This is a genomic window from Streptomyces sp. NPDC002888, assembly GCF_042888465.1.
In the GTDB taxonomy this organism is placed as follows: Bacteria; Actinomycetota; Actinomycetes; order Streptomycetales; family Streptomycetaceae; genus Streptomyces.
In genome coordinates this window covers 1-1358 of sequence record NZ_JBIAPU010000066.1, presented here as the reverse complement: position 1 = coordinate 1358, position 1358 = coordinate 1, and the positions used below count along the sequence as shown (strand labels likewise).

1 protein-coding gene is annotated in these 1358 nt (G+C 71.4%); it reads right to left on the bottom strand.

Annotated elements, in window-relative coordinates:
- On the bottom strand, positions 1-1358 hold a 1358-nt coding region (locus ACFYWX_RS47715), incomplete at both ends, for a thiamine pyrophosphate-dependent enzyme (protein ID WP_389431810.1).

The following is a 1358-nucleotide window of genomic DNA, read 5'->3' as shown; positions in this document are numbered from 1 at the left end:
ACCAGGACGATGATGACCTTCAGGCCCTCGGAGACCATGGTCACGATTTCCTGAGCCATCATCAGGTACGAGCCGTCACCGACCAGGACGACGACCTCGCGGGAGGGGTCGGCCATCTTCGCGCCGGCACCGGCGGCGACCTCGTAGCCCATGCAGGAGTAGGCGTACTCGACGTGGTAGGCCTTGGGGTCCCGCGCCCGCCACAGCTGCTGCAGATCACCCGGCATCGACCCGGCGGCGTTGATGACCACGGCACGGTCGTCCAGGACCTCGTTCAGTGCGCCGAGGATCTCGGTCTGCGCCGGAAGCGGACCATGGCCGACCTTGAAGCAGCCCTCCTCGATCTCCCGGGTCCGGGCGATCAGTTCGCGGGTCCTCGCGCGGTACTCCGCCGAGACCTCCCACTCGGTGAGTGCCCCGGCGAGGGCCTGGATGCCCAGCCGCGCATCCGCGACCAGCGGCTCCGCCGAATGCTTCACGGCGTCGAGGCGGGCGACGTTGAGGTTGACGAACGTGACATCCGGGTTGCCGAAGACGGTGTGGCTGGCGGTGGTGAAGTCGGAGTAGCGGGTGCCGATGCCCACGACGACGTCCGCATCCTTGGCGAGCTCGTTGGCCGCATACGACCCGGTGGAGCCGATGCCGCCGACCGAGCAGGGGTGGTCCCACGGCACCGCGCCCTTGCCGGCGTGCGTGTCCGCGACCGGGATCCCGGTGCCCTCGGCGAACGCGCGCAGCGCGGTCTCGGCACCGGAGTACACAGCCCCGCCGCCGGCCACGATCAGCGGCCTGCGCGCCCCGCGCAGTAGCCGCGCGGCCCGCTCCACGGCGGCCGGCTCGGGCACCGGGCGGCCCACGTGCCACACCCGCCGCCGGAAGAACGCCAGCGGCCAGTCGTAGGCTTCGGCCTGCACGTCCTGCGGCAGTGCGAGGGTGACCGCACCCGTCTCGACGGGGTCGGTGAGCACCCGCATCGCCGCCAGGGCGGCCGGGATGAGCTGCTCGGGGCGCGAGATGCGGTCGAAGTACTTCGACACCGCGCGGAAGGCGTCGTTGACGGTGACGTCCCCGCCCCGGGTGTCCTCCAGCTGCTGCAGCACCGGATCCGCGGCGCGGGTGGCGAACATGTCGGACGGCAGGAGCAGTACCGGCAGCCGGTTGGTGGTGGCCAGCGCCGCACCCGTGATCATGTTGGTGGAGCCGGGTCCGGTGGAGGCCGTGCAGGCGAAGGCGGCCAGCCGGTCACGCATCTTGGCGTAGGCCACCGACGCGTGGACCATGCCCTGCTCGTTACGCGCCAGGTAGTAGGGCAGGTCGGCCTCGCCGGTGGTGGCGGCCTGCAGCAGCGCCTGTCCGAT